Here is a 20,543-nt window from a genome sequence, read left to right as displayed (position 1 = left end):
CACCGTCCGACAACGAGGAACATCTCCATGCTGATGAGGACCCTGGCTCTGCCCGCGCTGGCTCTGGCCGCGCTGACCACCGCCACTGCCACCGCGCACGCCACACCGGAATCGCCGGTGTCCTTCACCGCGCACGCCACCGACACCGCCTCGATCGTCGAGATCGATTCCGGTGCACTGACGGTCGAGGATGGGGCGCTGAAGGTGAAGTCGCCGAGCGGGACCGTGATCGCCGCGACGCCGCTGACTTTCAGCATCGACGACTTCCAGTTCCCGATCCGCGCTGACATCGACGGCCGCACCGCCACTCTCACCCCGGAACTGTCCATGGACAAGGCCGTTTACAAGCCGGTCGCACTGCCCTTCGAGGACAAGGCGCCGTGGAAGAACGAATACGATCGGGAGCAGGCAGCCTGGTCCCGGATGACCAGCACCATCAGCATGGGCGCCACCATCGGCACCCTCGTCGGCGGCCTCGCCGGCGGCGCCGCGGGGTGTGTCCTGGGCGGCATCGCCGGCGCCACCGTCGCCTCGGCCACCATCGTCGGCCTCTTCGGCCCGTTCATCCCCGCCGCCGCCATCGGCTGCCTCGGCGGTATCCTCGCCGTCGGCGCCCTCGGCACGCTCGCCGGCCAGATCCTGGTCACCGCCCCGGTCGCCATTGGCGCGGCGATCCAGTACTTCACCACGATCAACTCGGCGTATCCCGCGAAGTGACGATCCTCCGGGTGGCTGGTCACACGACCGGCCACCCGGTCGGCCTTGTGCCGCAGCAACATTCGCGAGCCCGAACCGGGCGAAAACCATCGGTCGCCTCGGCCGCAACGGTTCGGGCCGAATACATCGCACCGGCCGATTGCGTGCTCTTGGTCACCCGGCCGTAATTCGGGAACCATGGCTCATCCGCCACCGACTACCTGTCCGTGATCGAGGGTTGCGGAGGTGTCTGCCGGTGACGGCTACAGGAGCGCAGCTGCGATCGGTACGGGGTGCGGCCATCGTGGTCGCCGCAGGAGCGGTCGTCGTGGCGGTGGGCACGGCGGGGCAGATGCCGTATCTGGCGGCCGGGACGGCATATCCGGGCCTGACGCAAGCCCTGCTGTACGGCGGGCTGCGCACGATCGCGATGGTCGCCGGCGCGGTGGCGCTCGGGGGGCTGGGGTACGTGCTGTGCTGCACGGGGCCCGAGGACACGGGACGAGTGGACGTCGCGGGGTTCGCCGGGTTACGGGTGGTGGAGCGCGCGGCACTGGTGTGGGCGGTGACCGCGGTAGCGCTGATCCCGGTGTCGGCGGCGGATATCGCCGGACTGCCGACCGGCGACGTGCTCAGCGGGGGCGCACTGCCGACCCTGATCGACGCCGGAGAGAAGCCCAAGGCCTGGATCGTGGCCGCGGTGTGCGCGGCGGCGGTGGCGGCGCTGGCGCGGTGGACATTGTCGTGGACCGGTGCGGTCGCGCCGGTGGTGCTCGCCGGGATCGCGGTCCTTGCGCCGGTCGTCGTCGGCAATGCCGGTGAGGGGCCGGGACACGACTACGCGACGGGGGCGGTGGTGCTGTTCCAGCTGGCGATATCGGCGCCGGTGGGTCTGCTGTGGTGTGCGCACTCGCACGCGGGCCGATGGGGTGGGGACCCGTCGGTGGTGCTCGGCCGGGTGCGTGTCCTGACCGGAGTCTGCGGGGTCGTCGCGGTGCTCTCGGGGCTGCTGCTGGTATCGCTGCTCGCACCCCCGGAGACGCTGCCGACGACCGGGTACGGGCGGATTGCGCTGGCGGGGGCCGTATTTCTCGCCGTGGCGGTGGTGGCGGCGTGGCGTGCGCCGGGGAGTATCGCCGCGGGGGCGGCGGCGATCCTGGCGTTGACAATGTTCGGGCTTGCCGGGATGCGGCCGGCGCCGGTGTTCGAGGGCCGGAGCTTCACCGCGCACGAAGCGTTCATCGGGTTCGATGTGACCGTGCCGCCGTCGGCGTGGCAGCTGCTGACGTTTTGGCGGTTCGACATCGTGCTCGGAACCGCCGCCGTGGCGGGGGCGTTGAGCTACGGCGCCGGTGTGATGCGGTTGCGCCGCCGCGGCGACGGGTGGTCGAGGTGGCGGCTGCTGTCGTGGCTGAGCGGCTGCACCGTGTTGCTGGTGGTCACCTCATCAGGTGTCGGGGCCTACGGCTACGCGCTGTTCAGCCTCCACATGATCATCCACATGGTGCTGAATATGGTGGTGCCGGTGCTGCTCGTGCTCGGAGCACCGGTCACGCTACTGCTGCGCGCGCTGCCGCCTGCCGGGCGCGGCGCGCTGCCCGGGCTGCGCGAGGGGGTGCTTGCCGTGCTGCACACCCGGCTGACCGCGGTGCTCGCCCATCCGGGGTTCACCATCCCGGCGTTCGTGGTGTCGTTGTACGGGCTCTACTTCACCCCGGTCTTCGAGAACCTGATCCAGTTCCACTGGGGGCATCTGCTGATGAACGTGCACTTCCTGCTGATCGGCTACCTGTTCTACTGGGCGATCATCGGCATCGACCCGGGCCCGCGGCGGCTGCCGCATCTCGGGCGGCTCGGGATGCTGTTCGCGATCATGCCGTTCCACGCGTTCTTCGGGGTGGCGGTGATGTCGATGACCACGGTCATCGGGGCGCGGTTCTACACCAACCTGCAGTTGCCCTGGGGGATCGATCTGCTCGCCGACCAGCGCTTCGGCGGCGGCATCGCCTGGGTCGCCGGTGAGGTGCCGGTGCTGATCGTGGTGGGCGCGCTGCTGTCGCAGTGGGTCGCGGCCGACCGGCGCACCGCGGTCCGCACCGACCGGAAGGACGACACCTACGGCGATTCCGATCTGGACGCCTACAACGCCATGCTCACCGAACTGTCGCGGACGCGCCGGTGAGGCTCAGCCGCCCGGCCGCACCCGCCGCAACCGCAGGCTGTTGGTAACCACGAAGAACGAGGAGAACGCCATCGCCGCACCCGCGATGAGCGGGTTCAGCCAGCCCAGTGCGGCGACCGGGATGGCGACCACGTTGTAGCCGAACGCCCAGGCCAGGTTGCCGCGGATGGTCCGCAGCGTCGCATGGGCGAGTTCGACCGCGTCCGGGACGGTGGACAAATCGGCCCGGACCAGGATGACATCGGCCGCGGCGATCGCCACATCGGTGCCCGCGCCGATGGCCATGCCGAGGTCAGCGACGGCCAGCGCCGCCCCGTCGTTGATGCCGTCACCGACCATGGCGACGCGGTGCCCATCGGACTGCCACCGCCGGATCCGGGTGACTTTGTCCTCGGGCAGCAGGTCGGCGTGGATGTCGGTGATGCCGATCTCGACGGCCACCGCCCGGGCCGCATGCTCGTTGTCGCCGGTGAGCACGGCCGTGCGCAGGCCGAGCCGGTGCAGCCGCGCGACGGCACCCGCCGCCGATTCCTTGACGGTGTCGGCCACCGCGATCACCGCACACACCTGCCCGTCGACGGCGACGAGCACCGTGGTGCGGCCGCTGCGCGCATGTCCGGCGGCCTGCTCGGTCAGGTCGGTGGGGACGGTGAGGCCCTGATCGGTCATCAGGCGGGTTCGGCCGATCAGCACTTCCCGCTCCCCTACTCGGCCGCGGGCACCTAGTCCGGCCAGCGCCTCGAAATCGGTGACCGGTTCGAGATCGACCACGCCGCGGGCGTGTTCGGTGATCGCGGCGGCTACGGCGTGTTCGGAGGCGGCCTCCACCGAACCGGCCAGGCGGAGGGTCTCGGCGGGATCGGGGGCGTCGACGGCGACGACGCGCATGCGGCCCTCGGTGAGCGTGCCGGTCTTGTCGAAGACGACGAGATCGACGTCGCGGGTCGCCTCGAAGGCCTGATGGCCCTTGACGAAGATGCCCAGTTGCGCACCGCGGCCGGAGGCCACCATGAGGGCGGTGGGAATGGCCAGGCCCAACGCGCACGGGCACGCGATGACCAGCACCGCGATCGCGGCGGACCCGGCGCTGTCGAGGCTGTCCCGCAGCAGCAGGTGCGCGGCGAACGTGGCCGTAGCCAGCGCGAACACCACCGGGACGAAGACCGCCGAGACCCGGTCGGCGACCCGCTGCATCCTTGCCTTGCCCTGCTGGGCCTGCTCGACCAGCCGGATCATGCCGGACAGCGCGGTGTCGGCACCCACGGCCCTCGCCTCGATGACGAGGCGGCCGGTCAGCGCCACGGTGCCGCCGAGCACCTCGGCACCGGCATCTGCCTGGATGGGCAGCGACTCACCGGTCATGGCCGCGGTGTCGATGCCGGAGCTGCCCTCGACCACGACGCCGTCGGCGGCGATCGTCTCGCCCGGACGCACCACGAACCGCTGCCCCGTCCCGAGTTCGGCGGTGGGGACGGTGATCTCACGACCGTCGCGGGTCAGCAGGGTGACCTCGTGGGCGGCCAGTGCCGCCAGCGCGGCCAGGGCGTCACCGGCGGTGCGGCGGGCGCGGGCCTCGAAGTAGCGGCCGGCCAGGACAAAGGCGGTGATACCCGCGGCGGCTTCCAGATAGATCGAGTCGGCGGACCAGATCGCATCCCAAACACCATCCGGGGTGGTGTCGCGGGGCGGAGCGAGATACATCGTCTGCAGTGACCACGCCGTGGCGGTCAGGACTCCGACCGAGACCAGGGTGTCCATGCTGGCCCCGCCGTGGCGGGCGTTGATCAGCGCCCGCCGGTGCAGCGGAGCGGCCGACCACAGCACCACAGGCAGTGCCAGCGCGGTCAGCAGCAGCTGCCAGCCGGGGAATCGGGTACCGGGCAGCACCGCGAACATCATCGACAGGTCGGCCAGCGGGAAGAACGCGATCAGGGCGAGCACCAGCCTGCGGCGGATGTCGGCGACCTCGGCGTCGCCGGAGGCGGACCGGGCGAATGCCGGGCGGTCCGGCGCGGCGGGTTCGGCGGTGTACCCGGCGGCGTTGACCTCCGCGCACAGGGTGTCGGCCGGGACGTCGGCCGCGGCGTCGACGTGGGCGATGCCGGTCGCGTAGTTCACGGTCGCGGTCACCCCGTCGAGCCGGTTCAGCCGACGCTCCACCCGGGTCGAGCAGGCGGCGCACGTCATACCACCGACCGCGAGCCGGATGCGTCGGGTCTCGGGGGCGGTCGCCAGTTCAGCGGGCACGACGGCGGACCTCGGCGCGGGGCAGGACTGCGGGCGGCGGTGGAGGGCAGTACGGCACGTCCACTCAGTCGGACACGCGGCGCCGCTGGTTCCCGGTGGCCGGGGTGATCCCGCCTACACCGGGACCTGATGCGAGAATCACCGGCGTGGAATGCGCGCTCGCCAGGGAAGCGCTGTCGGCACGGCTCGACGGCGAGCAGGAACCGGTCCCGGCGGCCGACCTCGACGCGCACCTCGCTCAGTGCGCCTCCTGCCAGTCGTGGTTCGCGGCGGCGGGTGAGCTGGCCCGACGGACACGGGTGCAGGCGGCGCCGACGATTCCCGACCTGACCACGCAGATCCTCGCCGCGAGCGCCACACCCGAGCGCGGCCGGGCCCGAGGGCTGAACCGGGTGCTGCTGGCCGCGACCGGTGTCGCGCAGCTTGCGGTCGCGGTGGCGCAGGCAGCGGGTATCGACTTCGGTATGACGGCCGCGCACGGTGAACACGCCGCGGCGATGTCGGCACACCTGCTCAACGAGAGCACCGCGTGGACGGCGGCGCTGGGCGTCGGCTTCCTCGTCGCTACGCTCCGGCCCCGGGCCGCCGCCGCGCTGGCACCGGTCGCCGGGGTCTTCGTGGTGGTGCTCGGCTGCTATGTGCTCGCCGACTGGGTCGCCGACCGGGTCACCCCGGCACGGCTGGCCTCTCATTCCCTCGTCGTCCTCGGCGCGGTGTTGCTGTCGTGGATGGCGTGGGACGAACGGGGCGGGGGACGGCAGCGCGGGCCGGTGGCCGGCACCGAAGCCCCCGGGTCCGACGAATCGCCGGGGACTGTCGACCCGGCTGTTTCGGCGCGCGAGTCCGCCGCCTGAGCGGTCCGCGGCGAATTCGCCGCGTCGAGGAATGGCACGCAGGCCGACTGTTGCCGGTGTGAGTCCAAGTCCGGCTTTCGTCCTTCCGGGCGATGGACCGCATCTCCAACGACGGACCTGGCGCACCCGACTGCCGGAATCCGCCGAGCCGAGCGTGTCGGCGAGGCCGTGCCGAGTCCCAGCAGACAGCCCCACCCGGCCGCGGTTCCCGGCGACGGTGCTGTTGGTGCCCGCAGCCGGGCGGATGGCCGGACGATCCCGGCCGGAACGACGGATCGGGCGCGCCTTGCCACCGAGTCCGCTGGGCCTGGCGGGTCAACCCGGGGCGGCGCCGAGTCCGAGCAGGCGGGCGGCTTCGGCGGGAGTGACGCCGGGAACCTGGACCGACCGGTGTGAAGTCCAGTCGCGGGCGAAGCCGGCCAGCTGGATGTCACACCAGCGCAGCACCGCGATGCGCTGTGCGGTGGTGAGACCGGCGTCGGCGGCGACCAGGTCGCGCCACCCGGCGATCGGCTCGGTGGTGAGGCCGCCGCGAGTGGCTGCCGCGAGCACATCGGCGACGGCTACGGGTCCGGGGCCGAACGGATCGAGAACGCGGGGTGTGGCGGTGGGTTCCTCGTCCAGGACACCGACGATGACGGCGGCGAGGTGGTCGGCTCGGGTCATCGGCTCGGCGAGCGTGGTGCGCGGGAGCGACCCCACCGCCACGACCGCGGCGGTGAGATCGTGGAGGAAATCGGCGGCCGCGCCGCGTTCGTCGCCGGGTGTGGGCAGCACCCGGCCCAGACGGACGACCGTGGTGGGGACACCGAATTCGCGGGTCGCGGTGGCGAGCAGATGCTCGGCGACGCTCTTGGTCTGCGCATAGCCGGTGGGCAAGGTGGCCGGGTCCGCCAGGTCACCGCCATGGCCTGCCGCGGTGGCGGTGGAGACCAGTATCATGGCCGCGCCGTGGGTGCGGGCCAGCCGCAACAGCCCGTGCGCCGCAACAACATTCACCTCCCGCAGGCTCGCGTAGGAGCGGACCGCGCTGATCTGCGCGGCGCTGTGCAGGATGTGCCCGATCCCACCGGCCAGTTCCGGGCGGCCTGCGAGGTCGTCGGTGGCGCAGTCGCCGAGCAGTACACGCAGCCGTCCGGTGTCCCAGGCCCGGTCGAATGCGGCCGCGGCCCCGATCGCCGCGCAGCCGACGCGCAACCTGGATCGGGCAGCGGCGAGGGTGTCTGCCCGCACGACCGCGACGATGTCACGGTCGGTGACGCGCAGGGTCTCGGTGAGCAGGTAGGCACCGAGGAAGCCGGTGGCGCCGGTGAGCAGGACACGCCGGGACGGTGACACCGGGACGGGGGCTCCGGCGAGTCCGCTACGCAGGGCGGCGATCTCGTCCGCGAGGTCCGGTCCGGGGCTGGGGCGGGCGGGTGCGAGGGACAGGCGGGCCGCGAGCGATTCGGCGGTGGGTGCGGACAGGATGTCGTCGACCGTCACCGGGCGCCCGGTCGCGGCGGTGAGACGACCGGCAAGGGCGAGGATCTGCATGCTGGTGCCGCCCGCGGCGAAGAAGTCGGCGGCCGGGTCGAGATCGGTCCGGCCCAGGACCTCCGCCAAGATCCGGCGTACGGTCTCCGTGCCGATGTCCCCGGCGCCGATATCCCCGGTGCTGGTGCTCCTGGTCGCGCGGCGGTCGGCCTTGAGGTTGCGGGTGCGCGGCAGGGTGTCGACGGCGGTGATCCGGGCGGGCACCCATGCGGCAGGGAGTTGTCCGGCGAGCTCGGTGCGCAGGTCGTCGAACCAGGCCGCAGGCCGCTCCCCCGTGACGGTGACCAGCGCGGCCAGGGCGTATTCGCCGTGCCGGGTCACCAGCGCGTCACCGACGCCTTGACATCGGCGTAGCAGGTCCTCGATGGTGCCCACCGCGATCCGCGCGCCGCCGATCTTCACGACACCGTCGACGCGGCCGTCGAATTCGAGCACTCCATCGGCGCGCAGCCGCATCCGATCGCCGGTGACGAACGCGCGCACGGTCTCCGTCCCGATGGTGATCTCGCGGAATCCGGCGCTCGCCCCGGCCGGGAGATAGCCGTCGGCCAGCATCGGGCCGTACAGGTGCAAGACACCGGCAGGCACAGTGGCGTCGGCGGGCGCGAGGCCGTCGATCGCCAGGACCGCGCCCGCCCGGGGAAACAGAGTGCCCAGGGAAACGCCCGTCAGATCCTCGCCGGTCAGGTCGATGCTCGCGCACACGACCGCCGCCTCGCTCGGCCCGTAGCTATTGTGCAGGACCGGGCCACCGCCGCGCCGCCACCGGGTGACCGATTCGGCGGAGGCTTCCTCGCCGCCGAGGATTACCTGCCGGACCGAACCTGGCAGTGCCAGCGCGCCCGCGTCGACCGCGCCCACGAGTTCGTGCCAGACGGCGGTGGGCAGATCCAGCACGGTCACCGACTGGTTGTCGGCGACGGCGCACAGCTCCGACGGCGTGCGCGCGCCCTCGGCGAGGACAAGGCACGCGCCCGCCGCCAGGGTCACGAAGATCTCCTCGATGCTCGTGTCGGCATGCAGGGGTCCGTACTGGAGCACCCGGTCGCCGGTGGTCCATCCGTAGCGGATCACCGCGTCGTCGACGAAGGCGGCCAGTGCGCCGCCGCCGACCCGCACCGCCTTCGGGCGGCCCGTTGTCCCCGAGGTGAATACCGCGTACCCGGCGTCGGAGGGTGGCACGGGCCCCGGCGCACGCACCGGCATGGGGACGATCCGATCGGGAACCGGCATCAGGGTCGTACCATCGCCGAGTTCGGCGGCGAGGACCTCGTCACCGGCACCGTGGATCAGGATCGCGGCGCCGAGATCATCGAGCACCGAGCGGATTTCACCCACAGGACGGGACCGATCGAGCACGGCGTGCGCGGCACCGGCCAGATGCGCCGCCAGCACTGTCACGATGTCGGTCGCTCCCCCGGACGGGAGCACAGCCACGAGACCACCGGGACCGGCACCGCCGGCTCGGAGATCCGCGGCGCGCTCGGCCGCGAGGGTGTGGAGTTCACCGCGGGTCAGCATCGGACCGGCTGCTGGTGCCTCCGGGTGTGATCTGCGCTGCCCACCGAGCTCCTGGGACGAACGAGCATATGGGCCACCACCGGTCAGCGCTGGTGCGTCCGGATCGGCGCTGACATGGGCGAACCAGCGTGCGAGAGGGTGCGGCGCGGGGGTGGACTCGGGTCGCTGAATCAGCCGGTAGGTCATGGCGAAGTCGCCGATGCGGCGGTCCGGTTCGGCGGCGGCGGTTTCCACCGCGCGGGTCAGGCCGTCGGCGTGCCCGGCGAGTTCGTCCCGGGTGTAACTGCGCGGGTTGGCGTCGATGGCGAGTTCGGCGGTGCCGTTGCGCAGGTACAGGTTGACCGACAGGTCTTCGACCGGGCCCGCGCCCCGGTTGTCGGCGCGCACCTCGATTCCGGGCAGGCCGAGGTCGTAGTCGAACGGCATGATGTTGACGACCGGGCCGAGCAGGGTGCGGCCGCCGCCGAGCAGGCCGAGGTCGGCGCGCAGGCGCTCGTGCCGGTAGCGGGCGTGCTTGCGGGAGCGGCGCAATGTCGCCCCGATTCGGGCGGCCAGCTCGGCGACGGTCTCCGCCGGGTCGACTCGCACGGGCAGCGCCACCGCGTTGAGGACCATCGCGGGAACCGAGGCGGCGACCGACCCGAGCCGGTTCATCATCGGCACCCCCAGCACCACCTCGGCTTCGCCGGTGCGGCGAGCCAGATAGATCGCGACGGCGGCCAGCACCGATTCCGCGGCGCCGTAGCGGACACCCGCCGGGGGCGCCCAGCGGGTAAGGCCGCGGCGGGCACGCAGTGTCCGGGCCGAGGGGGTGGCCGGGGTGCCGGTGAGAGTGGGCGCGCTGCGCGGCGACAGGGTCCGGTGCCAGTAGGCGGCGGCCTCGGCGTGTGCGCCCGACTCGGGGTAGGCGAGGTCCTCGGCGACCACGTCGGCCAGCCCGCTGTGCGCCGGTGGTGGTGTGGTTGCCTCGGTCAGCCCCCGGTAGTGCTCGGCTACCCGGCGGGCGCACTGGGCGAATCCGTATCCGTCGAGGGAGATATGGTGCGCGCGGTGGTACCAGACCACCCGGTCCGGGGCCAGCGCGAGTATCCGGTGGGCCGTGGTGACGCCCGCGTACGGGTCGCAGGGGGCATCCTGATCGGCGCGCATGATCGCCTCGGCGGCCTCGGCCGGATCGGGCTCGGCGGTCAAGTCGGTCACGATCACCGGCACCAGATCCGCTGGACAGATCCGCTGGACGAGTTCTGTTCCGTTGTCGTGCAACCGGATTCGCTGGGCTTCGGTGTCGGTGATCATCGCGCGCACCGCATCGGCCCACCGCTGGGCATCGATCGCGCCGGTCAGGGTGACCGACTCGGCGAGGATGAACAGACCGTCGCGGGGCCACAGTTTCTGAGCGACGGCGATGCCGTGCTGGGCGGCGGTCAGGGGTAGGTCGGTGGGCATCTCAGGGCACGAGCCTTTCGAACCACACCCCGAGGACCGGCCGTTCGGCCAAGTCCGCGAACCCGATCCGGGCGCCGGCCGCGCGCCAGCGGTCGAGCAGGGTGTTCAGGCGCAGCGAATCCAGGCCCAGGTCGGTCAGATCGACGTCCTCGTCCAGCTCGTCGGGGTCGACGAACAGCACCTCGACGAGGTCGCGCACGATCCGGTCTCGGGTCAGGGGCACGGCACAGTCTCCTTGTCAGCGGCTCCGGCGCGCACGGGCGCACCGGCGACAGCGGCCGCCGCCCAGGTGACGGCGGCGCCGAGAACATAGGCGGCGCCGCAGACCGCCTGCCACAGGGGCCGGGCATAGATGTAGTTCGACTGCTGGACGAACAGCAGCAACTCCACGACGGGCGCGGCCAGCCCGAACAGCCACACTCCCGACAGCAGCCGAGCCCAGCGTTCGTCCCGGACCGGGCCGCGCCGCAGCCACACCAGCATCGGGATCAGCCACACCCACTGGTGGGTCCACCCCAGCGGGAACAGCGCGGCCGCCAACACGGTCGGAACCCACAGCAGTACGGCACGGTCGTCGCGGCGATGGATCAGCGCCGCCACCGCGAGCACGGTCAGCAGCGCGGCCGCCGCCCACCACGGCCACTGCCAGCCGATATCGGAGCCGGTGAACCGGCTCATCGCCGCACGCAGGGACTGGTTGGCCACGGTAGCCACCCCGCCGACCCGTTCGACGGCGGCGAGCACCGATCCGTCCAGCAGGTAGGTGCGGGACGCGTGCGGGTAGGCGATCCAGCCCAGCAGGATCGGCACCACGGCACCGGTCGCCGCCCAGGCGGGGGCGCGGCGGCGTCCGGTGAGCAGCAGCCCCGGCAGAGCCGCCGCGGGCACGATCTTCGCCGCAGCCGCCAGGCCGATCGCGGAGCCAACGGCAGGCCGCGCCGACCACACCCCGACCAGCACCGCTAACAGCAACAACAGGGCCAACTGGCCTTCGTAGAGGCAGTGGCGCACCGGCGCTATCCACAGCAGACCCGCGCTCCACCATGCCGCCGAGCGCAATAGCGCCGGATCGCGCAGCGTTCGCAAGCCGGTGACCAAGCTCAGCGACAACAACACACTGCCCACCAGCGCGACCATGCCGAGCACCGTCCACCCGACCGCGAGCAACGGGAACGGCACCCGGCTCAACGGCGCGAATGCCACCGCCACCCACGGGGGATACAGGAACGGCAGTTCCACCGATCCGTCACCGGTGCGGCTCATCGCGTCATACAGGGCGCCCTCGGCGAGCCAGCCCGGCGCGGACACGAAAACGCGCAGGTCACCCAGGTAGTACTCGGCCGCAGTGATCCTCAGGAACACCGCCATGGCCGCCGTCGACGTCGCAAGAACCGCCCACGGCGCCACGCTCCGCAGGCGGCCCGGCTCAGTTGACGAGACGGTCACGGTCGGTCCAGAACCGCTGACGCAACTCGCGGCGCAGGATCTTGCCGCTCGGGTTTCGGGGGATGGCGTCGACGAACTCGTAGCGGGACGGCACCTTGAATCCGGCCAGCCGCCCGGTCAGGAACCGGGCCAGGTCACGCGTGCCGAGTTCGGTGCCGGGGCGGGCCACCACGAAGGCATGCACCCGCTCGCCCCAACGCTCGTCGGGCGCCCCGACCACGGCACTGTCGTGGACATCGGGGTGGGCGTTGATCGCCTTCTCCACCTCGGCCGGGTACACGTTCTCCCCCGCGACGATGATCAGGTCCTTGACCCGGTCGCGGATTACCAGGAAGCCGTCGGGGTCGAGGTATCCGGCGTCACCGGTGCGCACCCAGCCGTCGGCGTCGAGGGTGGCGTCGGTGGCGTCGGGATCACCGGCGTACTCGAGCATGCGGGCCGGGCTGTGCAGGAACACCTCGCCGGACGCACCCGCGGGCAGCTCGGCGCCGTGCTCGTCGCGGATCTGCACCTGCACCCCGGGGTAGGGGCGACCGGCCGCGTGCAGGCGCTGCTGCCCGGGCCGATGTTCGGCGGGCGGCAGGCAGATCGCGGTGTTGCCGGTCTCGGTGAGGCCGTAGATCTGGGCGAAATCGCAGCCGAAGGTCGCCACCGAGCGGGACAGCAGGTCCGGCCCGATGGGTGACCCGCCGTAGACGATCTTGCGCAGTGAAGCGAAGTCGGCGGACCGTACCCCGGGCTCGGACAGCATCAGCAAGAGCATGGCGGGTACGAAACAGCTGGTCGTCACGCGGTGACTACGAATCGCGGCCACCGCGTCCGGCGCCGTGAACACCGGCAGCACGACATTGGTGACCCCGGCTCCCAGGCCCTGGGCGGCCCACCACAGGCCGCCGATGTGGAACGCGGGCAGCGCCACGAGACTGATGTCGTCGTCGTACCAGTCGATCCAGTCCAGTCCGGCGGCATCCAGCAGGCCGCGCACGGCGAAGAAGGTGCGATGTGCCAGGACCACGCCTTTGGGCCGACCGGTGGTGCCGCTGGTGTACATCTGCACGACCGGGGTGTCGGCGGTGGCGCCGCCATCGGGCATTCGCGCGGCGCCGCGGTCACGCCAGTCGCCGAACCCGTCGACCGGGACGACGAGCCGGTTCCCGAAGTCGCGGCCGGGGTCGTCGGTGATCACGATCCGGGCGCCGCTGTGCTCGACGATGTAGTCCACTTCGTCTGCCGCCAGCCGCCAGTTGACCGGTACGAGCACCGCGCCGATCCGGGCGCAGCCGTAGAGCAGTTCGTAGACGGCGGTGGTGTCCTTCGCGAGGTGCAGCACCCGGTCACCGGGACCGGCGCCCGCCGCACGCAGCGCCGCCGCGACGGCGGCCGAGCGGTCGAGCAGCTGCGCGTAGGTCACCGTGTCCGCGCGGTCGATCAGCGCCGCCCGGTCCGGAGTGCGCGCGGCGTGACCGGCCAGCGCCGCGACGAGGGTGGGAGAGCCGGTCACTGCGCCCGGCCCGCCTCGGGAAAGCCAGGGGGGTCGAGCAGCACGACCTCGATGTCGCCGGACGCGCAGCCTGCTGCGGCGTCGGTGAACTCGATGTGCGACTGCACCGCGAACAGCGGACGGGTCCGGTTGCGGAACTCCACCCGGCCGATGGTGAGCTCCGCGGTGTACGCCCGCGAGCCGATGGGCCTGCGGTAGCGGCTGTCGAATCGAGTGATCAGGATCGCCGGGAGCTGGCGCTCCCAGTAGTCGTCGAGGGTCCAGTTCGCCAGTTCCGGGATCAACCGGTCCCGGATCGCCGCGGCGAGGGTGTAGTAGAAGATCTGATTGAACGAAATGTTGAACTCGACGGCGTTGAAGTGGCCGGTGTCGTCGATGTAGCAGGGCTCGGCGATACCGAACTCCCCGACGCCGACGACCGTGTCACCGCGCCGAGTGGCCCGCGCCTGCTTCAGATAGACAGTGCCCTTGCGGACATAGGGCCGCATCGTCCGGGCGAGCAGGGCGATGTCGTCGGCGGTGGCGTCGAGGATCGCGGAGTCCTCGATCGAATGTCCGGTGGTCATGCTGCGTCCTCCTTGGTCAGGGGGTGCTCGTCGAGCACGGTGACACGGAACGATTCGGTCGCCTCGTTGCCGGGGTTGTGCAGCGCTCGGTGGATGAGCGTGCGGTTGTCCCAGAGCACGAGATCGCCGGGCTCGTAGGACTGGACGAAGATGTTGTCGTGGGCGAACTCCGCGTCGAGCTGGCCGGACGCGGCGAGCAGGTCGGTCAGCAGCGTGGCCGGCAGCGCGTCGCCCGCCGCGTCCTCGAGGGCGTAGGTGAACGCCTCACAGATGTAGAGCACCTTCTCGCCGGTGACCGGATGGACCAGGACGGTTGGCCACCGCTGCGGCGGCGTCTTGCGCTCGACCTCCGCGATGACCTCCCCGAGCGGCCGGAACACGTCGGTCGGCCGGATCTTGACGTAGCGGCGGGAGCTGTGCCGGGCGAAGGTGCCCTCGATCGACGTGCGCAGCCGCGGGTCGAGGCGCTGGTATGCCTGGGCCATGTCGATGAAGTAGGTGCCGCGGCCGACGCTGGGCAGCCGCTGCGGGTAGAAGCAGGTGACGGCGAAGGGTTCGGGCATGAACTGGTAGTCCGAGTGCCAGAACGCGCCGGTCTTGGGGACACCGACCCGGCCGGTTTCGCGATCGAGATTCGAAGAGACGAAGACGAATTCGCTGTCGGGGTGGTGGTACATCGGCTCGTAATAGGCGACCGGCTTGCCGAACTGCGCACCCAGCGCCACGAAGGCGGGCACATCGAGTGCCTGCTGCTTCAGGACGACGATCTTGTCGTGGTAGATGTGCCGCCGGAGCGCGGCGAGATCGTCGGAACTCGCTGTGGCGGGGTCGAAGTCGTGGACTTCGACACCCCGGCGGTCCCCGGTTCGGGTGCCGATCTTCATGTCTGAACCTCTGTCACGCGGTGCGGTTCCCGGTTGTGCGCCCCGGGGAACCGCGGAATTCGTTCGAGCGACCTGCCGGGCCCGCTGTGAGCCGTAGCTGTCGACTGAGATAGTCGGGCGCGGTGGCGATCCGGTTCCCGGACCCCGCGCCGGAGAGTGTCGCGCACGTCACTGTGTGGGTGCGGCGACGAGCGCGGTCTCGATCGCGGTCAGGACCGCGGGTTCGGTGATCATCGACAGGTGTCCACCGGGCACGCTGTGGATGTGCTCCGGCGCCACGCCGAGTTCCTGCCACCGCGGTTCCTGCCCGGGTGCGTCGGCGGTGAGCAGCACGGTCACCGGCACACCGGCGGGTACGCGGATTCGGTGCCCGCGTTGGGCGCGCATTCCCAGCGCCCAGAACACCTGTTTCTGCTGGGCCGGGTGGTAGCGCACCAGCCCGGCGCCCAGCGCGCGGGCCAGGTCCGCGGCCAGGCGCACGGGCCGCGGCAGGCGGTCCGGGGTGGTCTCGGCGAAGCCTTCCTGGCCTTCGGTCCAGCGGTGCAGCGCGGCATCGGCGTCGACGACGGTGTCGAGCAGCACGACCCGCTCGACCCGGCACCCATCGGCGTGCAGCAGCCGGGCCGTCTCGAGCGCGACGATGCCACCGAACGAGTGGCCGACCAGCAAATACGGTCCCGATCCACCACTCGCCGTGAGCTGCCGCCGGTAGCGGCGGGCGGCGCCGCGCACGGTCCACGACACGCGGGCGCGGGAGTGCAGGCCGTGCGCCTGGACCCCGTAGACGGCGAGGTCGGCGGTGCCGGGCCCGGTCAAAGCCGCGACCAGCGGCAGGTACCAGGCCGCCGAGGCACCGGCCCCCGCGAAGCAGTACACCGCCGGAGCGCCGGGCCGCAGTTGCTGGCACGAGGTGTCACCGGACCCGAATTCGCGGCGGTGCCGCCGCAGCACGCGGTCGGCCTGTTCGTCCAGGGTCGGGTCGTCGGCGAAATCCGCCACGGTCAAGGGCTGCACGAGCACGGTGCGGGAGGCGACGATCGTCTCCTCCACGGCCAGCGAGCTCCCGCCGAGGGCGGTGAACGTGTCCCGCGGTCCCGGCTCGGCGCCAAGCACCCGCGACCACAACCCGGCTAGTTCGGCACGGACCGCCGTATGGCCCCGCGCGCGCGGACTTCTCCTCATCACCGATCACCTCCACCTTCAACAGTCGGCGGCGCGCGATCACGAGTTCCCGCCCGACGCTTATCGACGGCACGACCGATCCGTGGTAGCCTGCCGCTGCGCCCCGGCCCGTTCGGCCGTTCTGTCGATCCCCGAGCCTTTCCTCCTTCGCGGTACGCACCGCACGGCTCGAGAGCGATTCCTGGTGGGCGACAACCCTTCCGACGACAACACCGGCGCGCCCGGCCCCGACCACCGACTGGTCGCCGACTCCGGCGCGCTGATGCTGGCCGCGGTCCTCAACGGCGGGCTCGGCCTAGTGTTCTGGGCGGTGGCCGCGCGGTTGCTCCCGGTCGAGGTTGTCGGGCGGTCATCGACCGCGATCATGGCCGCCACGACGATCGGCGCCCTGTCGAACCTGAGCATGGGACCGTTCTTCGAGCGGTTGCTGTCCACCGCGGGCGCCGCCGGGCGCACCCTGATCCTGCGCACCCACCTGGTGGTGGCCGTGCTGGCGGCGGTGCTGGCGGGTGGGTATCTGGTGGCGGCACCCCGCGACTTGTTCACCGACCCGCGCACAGCGGTGATGTTCGTGGTGACCGCGGTGGTCGTCGGGGCGTTCGCGCTGCAGGATTCGATCCTGATCGGCCTGCTGCGGAGCCGGTGGACGGCGCTGAAGAACATCGCGCACGCGGTCGGCAAGCTGATCCTGCTGATCGTGCTCGCGCTGTCGGTCACGCATGCCAGCTCCGTGCTGCTGGCCTGGACCGTCCCCGCGGCCCTCGCCGTCGCCGTGGTGGGTGGTCTGATCGTCACCGGCGGTGGTGGACTGGACCGGTTGTTCGCCGGGGCCGTGCAGCTGCCGCCGACGGCCGCGCTGGTCAGGGAGGGCGCCTCGCTCTACGGCATCGTGCTGGTGAATTCGCTACTGCCGGTGACTGTTCCGCTGCTGGTGGTGCACGCGCTCGGCGTCGCCGACGCGGCCTACTTCGGTGTCGCGTGGACGCTCGTGGCCGGGGTGACGCTGGTGCTGTCGGTGATCAGCGGGCCGTTCGTCGCGCGTGCCGCGGCCGCCGATCCGGCGGAGCTGCCCGCCCTGATCCGCAGGCAGACCCGGCTGCTCGTCGGCGTGGCGGTGGCCGCGGCCGTGGCACTCGGGGTGGTCGCGCCGATCGCGCTGGAGCTGCTCGGCGCCGGATACGCCGACAACGCCCGGCCGCTGCTACTGGCGATGGCGGTGACGCAGGTGCTGTCGGTACCCGGCTACCTGTTCGGTGGGCTGGTCCGGATCAGCCGCAGGCTCGGTTACGCGCTGTGCGTGCAGATCGGCATGGCGCTCGGGGTGATCGGCCTGACCTGGGTGCTGCTGCACCGGCTCGGCCTGGCCGGGGTCGGCGTGGCCTATCTGGTGATGGAGTTCGCCATGATCGCCGCGGTGGCGGTGCCATTGCGGCGGATGCTGGCCGGGATCGGCCGATGCCCGGCGCCAGGGACCCAGGTGCCGGCCCGGTGACCGCGTGTCCCGAGGTGACGGTCCTCATCCCGGCCTACAACGCCGAGCCCTATCTCGCCGAGGCGATCGATTCGGTACTGGCACAAGACTTCCGCGATCTCGAATTGCTGGTGATCGATGACGGTTCCACCGACCGCACGGCTCGTATCGCCACGGGATACACCGATCCGCGCGTCGAAGTGGTGCGCCTGCCCCACGCCGGGGTGGTGGCGGCGGCCAATCACGGTCTCGACCGCGCCCGCGGCCGCTTCGTCGCCCGCTTGGACGCCGATGACGTCATGCGGCCGGGCCGGCTCGCCGCTCAGGTGGCGTTCCTGCACCGCAGGCCGCGGGTGGTCGCCGTGGGCACCGACTACCGTCTGATCGGTGCCGCGCGCGGCCGGGTGCGGATGCCGCGCAGCGACCGCGCCTGCCGCCAGCGATTGTTGCTGAGCAGCTGTTTCGCGCATTCGAGCGTGCTGTTGCGGGCCGAGGCGCTCACCGCGCACGGCGTGCGATACCGGTCCGCGACCGGTGGCCTCGGCGAGGACTACGCCCTGTGGTGCGAGCTCGCCGCGCACGGCGCGTTCGCGAATCTGCCGATCCACGGCCTGGACTACCGCGTCCACAACACCCAGGCCACTCAGGTGCGCTGGGCCGAACTGGTCGACTCCTACTGCGCCATCGCCGCCGACTACGCCCGCAGTGTCAGCCGTGCCCCACTCGACCGCGCCGAACTCGTCGCACTGCTGGCCCCGTCCGACCCGCCGGTCCCCGCGTTCGTGGCCAGAGCTGCCTGGCACGCCCTGCGCCGCGCCCCCGGCCGCGAGACCGCGCGCTTCGTCACCTCGGCCGCGCTCCGCCGCTGGAAGGAGGCCGCCGATGCCCGGCTCCGGCGCTGACCTACCCGGCCTTTCCGGCGACCGGCCCGACCAAGGCAGCGGCGTCCCCGTCCCGTTCAGCGACACCGCGCCTGTCACCGAGGACACGGCTCCCGGCGGCCTCGAACTGTGCGCCGCCGACGGCGCGTGCGGCTGCGCGGACCAGTTCCCTGCGGTCGATGTCGTCATCCCCGTGTTCGACGCCGTGGACCACATCGCCGACTGTGTGGCGTCCCTGGCGTGCCTGACGCCCCGGCCCCGGCGGGTGATCGTGGTCGACGATTGTTCGACCGACGACAGCGGCGTTGTCGCGGTCGCCGCGCTGACCGCCGTCGGTCTCGCGGCGACGCTGATCCGCCAGCCCGAGCGCCGGGGTCCGGGCGCGGCCCGTAACCGGGGGTTGGCCGCGGTGACCGCGCCCCTGGTGTGGTTCGTCGATGCCGACGACACCGTCGCCCCGGATGCCCTGCGCATCCTGCTGTCCGCCCTGGGCCCACACGACTTCGCGGTCTGCCGCACCACGCTGGTCGGCGCGGCGGGGCAGGTGATCGGTGTGGACGAGGCGCCGCCCCCCGCCGCGATGCTCACCGGACCCGAGTACGCGCACCTGCTGATCACCGGCCGGGCCCGCGCCTACGCCCCGACCAAACTGTTCCGCCGGGCCGCACTGCCCGCACGCCCGTGGGACGAGGTGCGACGCTACGAGGACCTGGCCGCGATGGTCGCCCTGGCACTGGCCGCCCGCACGGTTGCCCTTGTGCCCGACGCGCCCTACCACTACCGCAGGCACGGTGGATCGGCGTCGTTGCGCTTCGATCCGGCCAGCTTCGAGCTGCTCGCCATGCCACAGCGGGTGCTGGACCGGATGACCGCCGCGAACGCTGCTCCGGCGCCGGCGGTGGCGGCGGAGTTCGTGCTCCGCGAATCGGTCCTTCCGCTGGCTCATCTCGCGATGCGCGCGGGCCAGGCACCGGACCGGGCGCGGGCGATCGCCGCCGCTCGGGCCCGCATCCGGCGCACCGATCTGATGCTGCTGGCGCGGGCGGGCCGATGGCGGCTCGCGCTCACCGCCGCGGCATTGCGGTTCTGCCCTGTCGGCTACGCACAGATATTGAGGTTCCGATGACGCTCGACGGCTCCGATCCGGCCACCGCGGCGGTGTGCGCGACTTGGCGCGAGGTTCTCGGCGTCACCGACGTCGCTCCCGACGACACCTTCACCGGTCTGGGCGGCACGTCACTGGCGATCGTGGAGGTGCGCGACCTGCTGTTCCATCGCTACGGCGTCCGCCTCGACATCGCCGACCTGGCCGCCGCGACCACCGCGGCGGCGCTCGGTGCGCGGCTCGACGACGCCGGCCGCGCGACGTTCGCCCGCCGCGCCGCCACGGTGACCCCGGTCGGCGCCGACCGGGACGATCAGCCCGCGGTCCGGGTGTTCTGCCTGCCCGGTTCCGGTGGCAGCGCGTGGTCGTTCGTCCCGCTGGCCGCGCGATTGCCGCCGGAGGTGGGGCTGTTCGCGGTGTGCCAGCGCGGTCTGGAGCGGCGCGGCGCGGCGCACTACCGGATGCGGTCGCTCGTGCGCTACGCCACGCGAGCGATCCTGGCGGAGTTCCCCACCGGTCCCTATGTGCTGCTGGGACATTCGATGGGCGGGGTGGCCGCGCTCGAGGTGGCCGAGCGGCTGCGCCGACGGGGTGCGCGGGTACCGCTGGTGGTGCTGCTGGACGCGCCGCTGCCCGCCGCGACCGCGCGGGGGCTGGATGTGCCCGCGCTGGCGCCGGATACCGAGGTCGCGCGCGCGACGCGGTCGGTGGGTCAGCGGATCCGGCTGTACGCGGCGATGGCGACCGCGGGGCTGGTGCGCCGGCCGGTCGGCAGGCAGCAGGAGCTGTTCTACGAGATCGGACTGCGGGTGCAGAACCGGACCCGGCTGCGCGCGCACCCGGGTCCGGCGCTGGTGGTGGCCACCGAGCAGACCGCCCACCAGCTGCCGGGCTGGACGCAGCTGGTGGGCGGGGCGAGTGTGGTGCGGGTGCCGGGCGGCCACATGGACGTGGTTCGTGACGGCCCGGTCCTGGCCGAGGTGGCTCAGCGGATCTCCGAGGCGATCCGCCGGGCGTGACCCAGG

At 72.0% G+C, this 20,543-nt stretch carries 15 protein-coding genes; 7 read left to right on the top strand and 8 right to left on the bottom strand.

The genetic code is table 11. The annotated features are described in order from the left end of the window. The first annotated feature begins 27 nt into the window (after positions 1-27). Together AB0H61_RS14935 and AB0H61_RS14930 are read left to right on the top strand one after the other, a co-directional pair. Positions 28-717 (top strand): hypothetical protein, encoded by a 690-nt coding sequence (locus AB0H61_RS14935; protein WP_357303852.1) that lies wholly within the window; start codon positions 28-30, stop codon positions 715-717. Between the two features lie 235 nt (positions 718-952). Further along, a complete protein-coding gene (locus AB0H61_RS14930; RefSeq protein WP_357303849.1) occupies positions 953-2,878 on the top strand; it encodes a cytochrome c oxidase assembly protein in 1,926 nt (641 codons plus the stop codon). 3 nt (positions 2,879-2,881) lie between these two features. Here AB0H61_RS14930 and AB0H61_RS14925 read toward each other — a convergent pair whose 3' ends face one another. Beyond that, on the bottom strand, positions 2,882-5,125 hold the full coding sequence (locus AB0H61_RS14925) for a heavy metal translocating P-type ATPase (RefSeq protein WP_357303846.1): 2,244 nt from the start codon (positions 5,123-5,125) through the stop codon (positions 2,882-2,884). Between the two features lie 146 nt (positions 5,126-5,271). On the opposite strand from AB0H61_RS14925, the gene AB0H61_RS14920 reads away from it, so the two are divergent. Next, the gene (locus tag AB0H61_RS14920; protein ID WP_357303844.1) at positions 5,272-5,979 is read left to right on the top strand and encodes a zf-HC2 domain-containing protein; all 708 of its coding nucleotides are present in this window, start codon (positions 5,272-5,274) and stop codon (positions 5,977-5,979) included. 315 nt (positions 5,980-6,294) lie between these two features. Here AB0H61_RS14920 and AB0H61_RS14915 read toward each other — a convergent pair whose 3' ends face one another. The 7 genes from AB0H61_RS14915 to AB0H61_RS14885 all read right to left on the bottom strand — a co-directional run bounded on the left by AB0H61_RS14915 (position 6,295) and on the right by AB0H61_RS14885 (position 16,061). After that, entirely contained in the window at positions 6,295-10,482 is a 4,188-nt protein-coding gene (locus AB0H61_RS14915; protein ID WP_357303841.1) for an AMP-binding protein, read from the bottom strand. 1 nt (position 10,483) lies between these two features. After that, positions 10,484-10,705 (bottom strand): phosphopantetheine-binding protein, encoded by a 222-nt coding sequence (locus AB0H61_RS14910; protein WP_357303838.1) that lies wholly within the window; start codon positions 10,703-10,705, stop codon positions 10,484-10,486. Then, the gene (locus AB0H61_RS14905; RefSeq protein ID WP_357303836.1) at positions 10,696-11,850 is read right to left on the bottom strand and encodes a glycosyltransferase 87 family protein; all 1,155 of its coding nucleotides are present in this window, start codon (positions 11,848-11,850) and stop codon (positions 10,696-10,698) included. Before AB0H61_RS14905 ends, AB0H61_RS14910 begins: the two co-directional genes overlap by 10 nt. A gap of 58 nt (positions 11,851-11,908) precedes the next feature. Next, positions 11,909-13,429 (bottom strand): AMP-binding protein, encoded by a 1,521-nt coding sequence (locus tag AB0H61_RS14900; RefSeq protein ID WP_357303833.1) that lies wholly within the window; start codon positions 13,427-13,429, stop codon positions 11,909-11,911. Beyond that, complete coding sequence (locus AB0H61_RS14895; RefSeq protein WP_357303830.1) at positions 13,426-13,995, bottom strand: FcoT family thioesterase; 570 nt, start codon at positions 13,993-13,995, stop codon at positions 13,426-13,428. Before AB0H61_RS14895 ends, AB0H61_RS14900 begins: the two co-directional genes overlap by 4 nt. Further along, complete coding sequence (locus AB0H61_RS14890; RefSeq protein WP_357303827.1) at positions 13,992-14,879, bottom strand: TauD/TfdA family dioxygenase; 888 nt, start codon at positions 14,877-14,879, stop codon at positions 13,992-13,994. Before AB0H61_RS14890 ends, AB0H61_RS14895 begins: the two co-directional genes overlap by 4 nt. A 168-nt stretch (positions 14,880-15,047) precedes the next feature. Next, positions 15,048-16,061 carry an alpha/beta fold hydrolase gene (locus AB0H61_RS14885; protein ID WP_357303825.1) on the bottom strand — a complete coding sequence of 338 codons (1,014 nt, stop codon included), beginning with the start codon at positions 16,059-16,061 and terminating at the stop codon, positions 15,048-15,050. Between the two features lie 184 nt (positions 16,062-16,245). Here AB0H61_RS14885 and AB0H61_RS14880 point away from each other — a divergent pair, with 184 nt between their 5' ends. The 4 genes from AB0H61_RS14880 to AB0H61_RS14865 are packed head-to-tail and all read left to right on the top strand — an operon-like array spanning position 16,246 to position 20,537. Further along, the gene (locus tag AB0H61_RS14880) at positions 16,246-17,553 is read left to right on the top strand and encodes a hypothetical protein (RefSeq protein ID WP_357303822.1); all 1,308 of its coding nucleotides are present in this window, start codon (positions 16,246-16,248) and stop codon (positions 17,551-17,553) included. Further along, entirely contained in the window at positions 17,550-18,434 is an 885-nt protein-coding gene (locus AB0H61_RS14875) for a glycosyltransferase family A protein (RefSeq protein WP_357303819.1), read from the top strand. Before AB0H61_RS14880 ends, AB0H61_RS14875 begins: the two co-directional genes overlap by 4 nt. Next, positions 18,415-19,539, top strand: a complete 1,125-nt coding sequence (locus tag AB0H61_RS14870; RefSeq protein ID WP_357303816.1) for a glycosyltransferase family 2 protein — start codon at positions 18,415-18,417, stop codon at positions 19,537-19,539. Before AB0H61_RS14875 ends, AB0H61_RS14870 begins: the two co-directional genes overlap by 20 nt. Further along, positions 19,536-20,537: an alpha/beta fold hydrolase gene (locus AB0H61_RS14865; RefSeq protein ID WP_357303813.1), complete on the top strand. Its 1,002-nt coding sequence runs from the start codon at positions 19,536-19,538 to the stop codon at positions 20,535-20,537. Before AB0H61_RS14870 ends, AB0H61_RS14865 begins: the two co-directional genes overlap by 4 nt. Positions 20,538-20,543 lie beyond the last annotated feature (6 nt).

The sequence above is a fragment of the Nocardia sp. NPDC050710 genome (assembly GCF_040654375.1).
Classification (GTDB): domain Bacteria; phylum Actinomycetota; class Actinomycetes; order Mycobacteriales; family Mycobacteriaceae; genus Nocardia.
This window is presented reverse-complemented; position numbering and strand designations above follow the sequence as displayed.

What these genes read in the sequence shown, in the direction of transcription:
- AB0H61_RS14935 (WP_357303852.1), top strand. Translation starts at nt 28, where the DNA reads ATGCTGATGAGGACCCTGGCTCTGCCCGCGCTGGCTCTGGCCGCGCTG.
- AB0H61_RS14870 (WP_357303816.1), top strand. Translation starts at nt 18,415, where the DNA reads ATGCCCGGCTCCGGCGCTGACCTACCCGGCCTTTCCGGCGACCGGCCC.
- AB0H61_RS14890 (WP_357303827.1), bottom strand. Translation starts at nt 14,879, where the DNA reads ATGAAGATCGGCACCCGAACCGGGGACCGCCGGGGTGTCGAAGTCCAC.
- AB0H61_RS14865 (WP_357303813.1), top strand. Translation starts at nt 19,536, where the DNA reads ATGACGCTCGACGGCTCCGATCCGGCCACCGCGGCGGTGTGCGCGACT.
- AB0H61_RS14885 (WP_357303825.1), bottom strand. Translation starts at nt 16,061, where the DNA reads ATGAGGAGAAGTCCGCGCGCGCGGGGCCATACGGCGGTCCGTGCCGAA.
- AB0H61_RS14915 (WP_357303841.1), bottom strand. Translation starts at nt 10,482, where the DNA reads ATGCCCACCGACCTACCCCTGACCGCCGCCCAGCACGGCATCGCCGTC.
- AB0H61_RS14895 (WP_357303830.1), bottom strand. Translation starts at nt 13,995, where the DNA reads ATGACCACCGGACATTCGATCGAGGACTCCGCGATCCTCGACGCCACC.
- AB0H61_RS14905 (WP_357303836.1), bottom strand. Translation starts at nt 11,850, where the DNA reads ATGGCGGTGTTCCTGAGGATCACTGCGGCCGAGTACTACCTGGGTGAC.